The following is a 6,914-nucleotide window of genomic DNA, read 5'->3' as shown; positions in this document are numbered from 1 at the left end:
GGGCGCGCTCGCGGTCGGGCGCGGCGTGGCGCTCAGGCCGCCGCCGATCGCGTTGCGCGCGGTCGCTTTGGGATCGAGCACGAACTGGACATCGACCGGCGCGCTGAAGAAGTCGCGCGCCACGTCGGCGATACGGCCCGAAAACTGGCTCTTCACCCAGTCGAGCTTGAAGCGATTGGGAGCGGCGATGCGCAGGGTGTTCGCGTCGGCATCGAAGTCGACCGGGGTCAGCGGCTTGATCCACGTGACGTACTGCTGCGGCGTGAGTTCTCGCGCAAGCAGTGCGGAACAGTGTTCCCAGAAATCGTTCATCGAATGCGGTCGTTATGGTTGCTCCGCACCTGCAGGCCGTGCTTGCCGAACGTTCGGACAAGTCCCGGCACAGCCGAGCAGGCATGCTCCGGAGGCTTACGCCGCAAGGGTTTGCGGGCGGACGGCGGGCCGAAGCAGCGGGCGGATATTTGGGAGTAAGGCGAGATTCTAACGCCAAACGAGGGTGGCGCGCGAGTTATCCACAGGGTCAAATCAGCACGTCGAGGAGGCCGAAAATCTACCTGAATACGCGTTCGCTGGCGCTAACCTATTGACGGTCAATAGGAAAACGGTTTAAATAGCGGGTTCCGCGAAAACAGAATTCCTGAACCTCCGGCCATCGCGCTTGCAGTGACCACACTGGAGCCAAGCCCGCGCGGTCAATCAACTCAAGTGAGAGCACCATGAAACGTACTTACCAACCTTCCGTGACGCGCCGCAAGCGCACCCATGGCTTCCGCGTTCGCATGAAGACCGCTGGCGGCCGCAAGGTCATCAACGCTCGCCGCGCGAAGGGCCGCAAGCGCCTGGCAATCTAAGTCTGCCGAGCCCGCTCGCGGTTGTATCTTGCACTCGACAGCGAGCCGCTCACGCGCCGCACAGAAGTCTTGAGACAGGACATCGTTCAGTTGCCGGCGCAGGCCGCGTTCCCCAAGGCCGCAAGGCTGCTGAAAACGGATGAGTTCTCATCCGTTTTTCGTTTGCGGCCCTGGCGGCGTTCGCCGCACTTCGTCCTGTACGGCAAGCCGTCCGGGAAAGAAGCGCGGCTCGGGCTGGTGATCGGCAAGAAGCAGGCGCCGCGCGCCGTCACGCGCAATCTGATCAAACGGCTTGCGCGCGACATCTTCCGGCTGCGGCGTGCGCAGTTGGACGGATTCGATATCCTCGTGCGGCTGCACGCGAAAATCGACCGAAAGGCGATGTCGAGCGCGAGTTCGCCGCCACTTCGGGCGCTCGTCGGCAGCGAGCTGGAAACATTGTTCGACCGTGCCGTGCGCGAAGCCGCGCGCCGCAAGGCCGAAACCGTGGCGGCGCCGCCGGAGGCGCCCGCCGTCGACGAATCATCCGGCCCGTCAGGGTCATGAAGCGCGGTTGCGCCAGACGTCAGCCTTCCACGGCGAGTCCGGCGCGCGGCGCGAAGACTATGCAAACGGCACTCATCGCGTTGTTGCGCTTCTACAAGGTTGCTGTGAGCCCGCTGCTCGGCAACCGGTGCCGTTTTTATCCTTCCTGTTCCGACTACGCGCGCGAGGCAATCCAGTATCATGGCGCCGCGCATGGCACGTATCTCGCCGTGAAACGGCTGTGCCGCTGCCATCCTCTTTCGGCGGGCGGCGTCGATCTCGTGCCGCCTCCCAACGCACACGAATCGAGCGCGGACGCTGAAGCCTCCGGGCAAGACAAGCTTTCAACACTAAACGGCGCTGAAGCGCTTTCCGATCGACACTGAGACAACGCATGGATATCAAACGCACCGTCCTATGGGTCATCTTCTTCGTGTCAGTTGTCCTGCTGTTCGACAACTGGCAGCGGGACCATGGGCGCCCGTCGATGTTCTTCCCGAGCGCGACGCAACCTGCCAAGACCGCCAGCAACCCGGCACCGGGCTCCGCCGCATCCGGCGCGCAGCCGTCCGAATTGCCGAACGCGCCTGCGGGCACGGCCGCGCCCGGCGCGACGACGCCTCCCGCCACGGCGCAAGCCCAGCTCGTCAAGTTCACGACGGACGTCTACTCCGGTGAGATCGACACGCGCGGCGGCACGCTCTCGAAGCTCGCGCTGATGAAGGAAGGCGACGGCAAGCAGCCTGACCTCTACATCACGCTCTTCGATCACACCGCGAATCACACGTACCTCGCGCGCACGGGCCTTCTGGGCGGCGACTTCCCGAACCACAACGACATCTTCACGCCGGTGCCCGGCCAGACGTCGCTGACGGGCGACGAGAAAACGCTGAAGATCGCGTTCGAATCGCCGGTGAAGGGCGGCGTGAAGGTCATCAAGACCTACAGCTTCACGCGCGGCAGCTATGTGATCAACGTCGATACGAAGATCGGGAACGTCGGCACCGCGCCGGTCTCGCCGAAGCTCTACATGGAACTCGTGCGCGACAACACGCCGGTCGAGACGCCGCGTTTCTCGCATACGTTCATCGGGCCGGCGGTCTACACGGATCAGAAGCACTTCCAGAAAATCGATTTCTCCGACATCGACAAGAACAAGGCGACGTTCGAACCTTCGTCGGATAACGGCTGGATCGCGATGGTGCAGCACTACTTCGCGTCCGCGTGGATTCCGCAGCAAGGCGTGAAGCGCGACATCTACGTGCAGAAGATCGATCCGGACCTGTATCGCGTCGGCGTGACGCTGCCCGCGCAGACGATCGCGCCGGGACAGACCGTGAACGTCGACGCCCGCCTCTTCGCCGGTCCGGAAGAAGAGCGCATGCTGGAAGGCATCGCGCCGGGTCTGGAGCTCGTGAAGGATTACGGCATGGTGACGATCATCGCCAAGCCGCTCTTCTGGCTGCTCGAGAAGATTCACGGCTACGTCGGCAACTGGGGCTGGGCGATCGTGCTGCTGACGCTGCTCATCAAGGCCGTGTTCTTCCCGCTGTCGGCGGCGAGCTACAAGTCGATGGCGCGCATGAAGGAAATCACGCCGCGCATGCAGCAGCTTCGCGAGCGTTTCAAGAGCGACCCGCAGAAGATGAACTCCGCGCTGATGGAGCTCTACAAGACCGAGAAGGTGAACCCGTTCGGCGGCTGTCTGCCGGTGGTCGTGCAGATTCCGGTGTTCATCTCGCTGTACTGGGTGCTGCTGTCGTCGGTGGAAATGCGCGGCGCGCCGTGGATTCTCTGGATTCACGATCTGTCGCAGCAGGACCCGTACTTCATCCTGCCGGTGCTGATGGCCGTCTCGATGTTCGTGCAGACCAAGCTGAACCCGACGCCGCCCGACCCCGTTCAGGCGAAGATGATGATGTTCATGCCCATCGCGTTCTCGGTCATGTTCTTCTTCTTCCCGGCCGGTCTCGTGCTGTACTACGTGGTGAACAACGTGTTGTCGATCGCCCAGCAGTACTACATCACGCGCATGATGGGCAGGAGCAAGAAGAAGCCGGCGTAACGCGCGGCCTGGCTCTGTCAGATGTGAAAACGCCCGGCTTGCCGGGCGTTTTGCTTTTGTGGGACGAAATCTAGCGCTTCATCGATCCATAAAACTGCTCGATGAGTTCCTCGAGCAAATACCGGTGATGCGGCGACAGCGCCTCGATCTTCGTCACCAGTTCGAGCGTCTCCTCGGACGCGGGATACCGCTCGTCGCGCGCGAGCGGCTTCGGCGTGACTTGCGGATTGCCGCTGGGCGGCGGCCCGTAATGCAGCCAGTGCTGATCGACCTTGAACCACTCAGCAAGCGTCTTCAGCTTGTCGACGGTGGGAATCGAGCGGCCGGACAGCCACTTGTGCGCCGTCTGCGGCGAAACCGATTCGCCCTGATAACGCAGATTGAAATGCAGTGCGAGATCGGTCGCGCCGCGCATCTTTTCAGGTGCACGGGTCATCGAGAATTTGAGCCGCTCGGAGAAATCGGCCTTTTCTTGTGTTGTAGGCATGGGCTGGATTGTGCGAGGCAATCGTTGCTTACCAGTCAACCAATCGGGCTATATTTGGCGCGACTTTGCCCGCTTTTATCTTAAATACGCACGCAATTTGTTTGCCGTATGGCAGCGAACTTTCGGCGCGACGCCCACACCCGTATGACTCATCGTTTCCAGCGATGCAGCGTTTCCGTTTCAGGCCGGTTGTAACGTTCTATCTCAAAAAAGCTAACATTGTCACCGCTGCCTTGCCGATGCGCGACGGTTCGATCGGTACCCCGCGATACAATGCCCGCACTTCAAAATCATCCGGCTGCACGACCGACATGCTGAGTAACGACACCGATCCGATCGTCGCAATCGCCACCGCGCCCGGCCGTGGCGGAATTGGCGTCGTGCGTCTGTCGTTCGGCCGTGCGGGCGAAGCCGCCGCGCAAAAAGCGATGCACGCGTTGTGCGGACAGGCGCTGGCGCCGCGTCACGCGAGCTATGTGCCCTTCGTCGACGGCAATGGCGAAGCGCTCGATCGCGGCATCGCGCTCTATTTCCCCGCGCCGAACTCCTACACGGGCGAGCACGTGCTGGAACTGCAAGGCCACGGCGGACCGATCGTGCTGCAACTGGTGTTGCAACGTGCGATCGAAGCGGGTCGCGATTTCGGCCTGCGGCTTGCCGAGCCCGGCGAATTCACGCGCCGCGCTTTTCTCAACGACAAGCTCGATCTCGCGCAGGCGGAAGCCGTCGCCGATCTGATCGAAGCGAGCACGGAAGCCGCCGCGCGGTCGGCCGGCCGCTCGCTGGACGGCGCGTTCTCGCGCGAAATCCATGTGCTCGTCGAGGACGTGATCAATTTGCGCATGCTCGTCGAAGCGACGCTGGATTTTCCCGAGGAAGAAATCGACTTTCTGGAAGCGGCCGATGCCCGCGGCAAACTCGCACGCATCCGGCAGCGGCTCGACACCGTGCTCGCCGACGCGCGTCAGGGCGCGCTTCTGCGCGAAGGCTTGTCGGTCGTGCTTGCGGGGCAGCCGAACGTCGGTAAATCGTCGCTGCTGAATGCGCTTGCGGGCGCGGAACTCGCGATCGTCACGCCGATTGCCGGCACGACACGCGACAAAGTCGCGCAGACGATTCAGGTCGAAGGCATTCCGCTGCACATCATCGATACGGCGGGCCTGCGCGAAACGCAGGACGAAGTGGAGCGAATCGGCATCGAGCGGACGTGGGGAGAAATCGAGCGCGCAGATGTCGTGCTGCATCTACTGGACGCACGCGAGGGCGCGACGCCGGAAGACCAGGCCATCGCGGCGCGCTTTCCGGCGGGCGTGCCTGTCGTGCGGGTGATGAACAAGACGGATCTCGCGGGCACGCCGTCCACCGTACACGACGCTGAAGGACACGCGCGGGAGGTCAACCTGTCGGCGAAAACCGGCGACGGCATTTCACTGCTGCGCGATGAACTGCTGAAGATCGCCGGCTGGCAGGCGGGTGCCGAGAGCGTGTATCTCGCACGCGAACGTCACCTGATCGCGCTGCGCGAGGCGCGCGACCACCTCGCGCTCGCCGCCGAACATGCCGGCCAGCATTCGCAAGTGCTCGATTTGTTCGCGGAAGAACTGCGGCTCGCGCAGGACAATCTCAACTCGATTACCGGAGAATTCACCTCCGACGACCTGCTGGGCGTGATCTTCAGCCGCTTCTGCATCGGAAAATAAAGGCGGACCGCTTACGCGCCCTCGGGTTTGCCGACCTCGCGCAACTCCGTGTTGAGCTTTTCGGCCTCCTCGGTCCGCCCGTGAAATGCCGCCGGCGTGTTCTGAAACATCTCGACCCGATAGACGCCGTCGCAGAGCGACAGCACCACCGTCTGAATCGCGTTCAGGCTCGGTTCGAGTTGCGTCGCGCCGCGCGGCCACATGCCCGCGACGGCGCGCAGCAGCAGTGTCTGCCCGTTCGCCATGCGCCTCACCTCGCGCACTTTCGCGACGAAACGCGGCGTCGGATGCTGGGCGAAGATCGGCTGAAGATGCGCTTCGATGGCGGCACGTCCATCGATCGCGCTGCCGTCGAAGCCGACCAGACTGCCGCGCTCGGTGAAACGCGCCGCCATCGAGACCGCGTCCTGCCTGTTCCAGTCGTCGAGCAGGCCGAAATACACGTGCCGTGCGCTCGCGGTCCAATCGTCGAGCTGGTTCATGTGGCCTTCTTCCACGCCGCCGCGAAAACGCCCGCGCCCATTAGCAGCGCGCCACCCGTGCGGTTCACGGCGCGCTGCACGGAAGGCCGGCGAATCGCCTTGCGCGCGCCGGACGCGAGCAGCGCGTAAGCGAACGCGTTGGCCGTCGCGAGCCCGACGAAGGTCGCCTCGAGGATCGCGATCTGCGAGACGCTCGCCGCGTGTGGATCGACGAATTGCGGCACGAACGCAACGAAGAAAATGATGCTCTTTGGATTCAGCGTCGTGACGGCGTAGGCGTGCGCCATGATGCGGCTCGTGCGCAGTTCGCCGGTGGGCTGCACGGCGTCCGTATCGACGACGGGCGCGCTCCACAACTTGATGCCGAGGTAGACGAGATACGCCGCGCCGATCCACTTCACCACCATGAACAGCTCCGCCGATGCGGCGAGCAGCACGCCGAGGCCGAGCATGGACGCCGTCATCGCGGTTAAGTCGCCGAGCGCGACGCCGAGGGTCGTCGCAAACGCGTACTTGCGGCCGTGGCCGAGCGCGTAGGACACGACGAGCAGCACGGTCGGACCGGGAATCGCGACGAGAATCGCCGACGCGATCGCGAACGGCAGCCATTGAGCGAGGGTCATGCTTGATCTCCTGAGTTTGATGCGTCGATTTATCCATGAACGCAGGCCGCTTGCAATAGGCCGTTCAGCCAGCTTGACGACGTCGAGGCAACTTCCTCCAGCATTGTTGGATACGCCTCGTTTTCGCCTGGTGCGACGCACCAAAGACGGTGGCGAGGCAAATTGCCGCACTTCCACGTGC

At 63.2% G+C, this 6,914-nt stretch carries 9 protein-coding genes; 5 read left to right on the top strand and 4 right to left on the bottom strand.

Annotated features, from left to right (window positions below; genetic code table 11):
* Positions 1-312, bottom strand: a 312-nt coding sequence (locus NOV72_RS07970; RefSeq protein WP_281261800.1) for a DnaA N-terminal domain-containing protein, incomplete at its 3' end; no start/stop codon positions are given.
* 404 nt (positions 313-716) lie between these two features.
* Here NOV72_RS07970 and rpmH point away from each other — a divergent pair.
* From rpmH to yidC, 4 genes are all read left to right on the top strand, one after another.
* Positions 717-851: a 50S ribosomal protein L34 gene (gene rpmH / locus NOV72_RS07965; protein ID WP_004198824.1), complete on the top strand. Its 135-nt coding sequence runs from the start codon at positions 717-719 to the stop codon at positions 849-851.
* Between the two features lie 69 nt (positions 852-920).
* Positions 921-1,397, top strand: coding sequence for a ribonuclease P protein component (rnpA, locus tag NOV72_RS07960; protein WP_245932937.1), 477 nt, complete (start codon positions 921-923; stop codon positions 1,395-1,397).
* Positions 1,398-1,456: 59 nt separating this feature from the next.
* A complete protein-coding gene (yidD, locus tag NOV72_RS07955; RefSeq protein WP_106854067.1) occupies positions 1,457-1,762 on the top strand; it encodes a membrane protein insertion efficiency factor YidD in 306 nt (101 codons plus the stop codon).
* A gap of 8 nt (positions 1,763-1,770) precedes the next feature.
* Entirely contained in the window at positions 1,771-3,441 is a 1,671-nt protein-coding gene (yidC, locus tag NOV72_RS07950; RefSeq protein ID WP_106854029.1) for a membrane protein insertase YidC, read from the top strand.
* A 70-nt stretch (positions 3,442-3,511) separates the two neighbouring features.
* On the opposite strand, the gene NOV72_RS07945 is transcribed toward yidC, so the two are convergent.
* Entirely contained in the window at positions 3,512-3,928 is a 417-nt protein-coding gene (locus tag NOV72_RS07945; protein WP_106854028.1) for a transcriptional regulator, read from the bottom strand.
* Positions 3,929-4,239: 311 nt separating this feature from the next.
* Here NOV72_RS07945 and mnmE point away from each other — a divergent pair, with 311 nt between their 5' ends.
* Entirely contained in the window at positions 4,240-5,628 is a 1,389-nt protein-coding gene (gene mnmE, locus NOV72_RS07940) for a tRNA uridine-5-carboxymethylaminomethyl(34) synthesis GTPase MnmE (RefSeq protein ID WP_106854027.1), read from the top strand.
* 11 nt (positions 5,629-5,639) lie between these two features.
* Here mnmE and NOV72_RS07935 read toward each other — a convergent pair whose 3' ends face one another.
* On the bottom strand, positions 5,640-6,110 hold the full coding sequence (locus NOV72_RS07935) for an SgcJ/EcaC family oxidoreductase (RefSeq protein WP_106854026.1): 471 nt from the start codon (positions 6,108-6,110) through the stop codon (positions 5,640-5,642).
* Complete coding sequence (locus NOV72_RS07930; RefSeq protein ID WP_106854025.1) at positions 6,107-6,733, bottom strand: LysE family translocator; 627 nt, start codon at positions 6,731-6,733, stop codon at positions 6,107-6,109. Before NOV72_RS07930 ends, NOV72_RS07935 begins: the two co-directional genes overlap by 4 nt.
* Positions 6,734-6,914: the final 181 nt, after the last annotated feature.

It is taken from the genome of Caballeronia novacaledonica, assembly GCF_900258035.1.
In the GTDB taxonomy this organism is placed as follows: domain Bacteria; phylum Pseudomonadota; class Gammaproteobacteria; order Burkholderiales; family Burkholderiaceae; genus Caballeronia; species Caballeronia novacaledonica.
The sequence above is the reverse complement of the archived record's forward strand: the minus strand, read 5'-3'. Positions and strand labels throughout refer to the sequence as shown.

Coding starts and splice junctions, on each gene's coding strand:
- rpmH (WP_004198824.1), top strand. CDS start 717: ATGAAACGTACTTACCAACCTTCCGTGACGCGCCGCAAGCGCACCCAT.
- yidD (WP_106854067.1), top strand. CDS start 1,457: ATGCAAACGGCACTCATCGCGTTGTTGCGCTTCTACAAGGTTGCTGTG.
- yidC (WP_106854029.1), top strand. CDS start 1,771: ATGGATATCAAACGCACCGTCCTATGGGTCATCTTCTTCGTGTCAGTT.
- NOV72_RS07945 (WP_106854028.1), bottom strand. CDS start 3,928: ATGCCTACAACACAAGAAAAGGCCGATTTCTCCGAGCGGCTCAAATTC.
- mnmE (WP_106854027.1), top strand. CDS start 4,240: ATGCTGAGTAACGACACCGATCCGATCGTCGCAATCGCCACCGCGCCC.
- NOV72_RS07935 (WP_106854026.1), bottom strand. CDS start 6,110: ATGAACCAGCTCGACGATTGGACCGCGAGCGCACGGCACGTGTATTTC.
- NOV72_RS07930 (WP_106854025.1), bottom strand. CDS start 6,733: ATGACCCTCGCTCAATGGCTGCCGTTCGCGATCGCGTCGGCGATTCTC.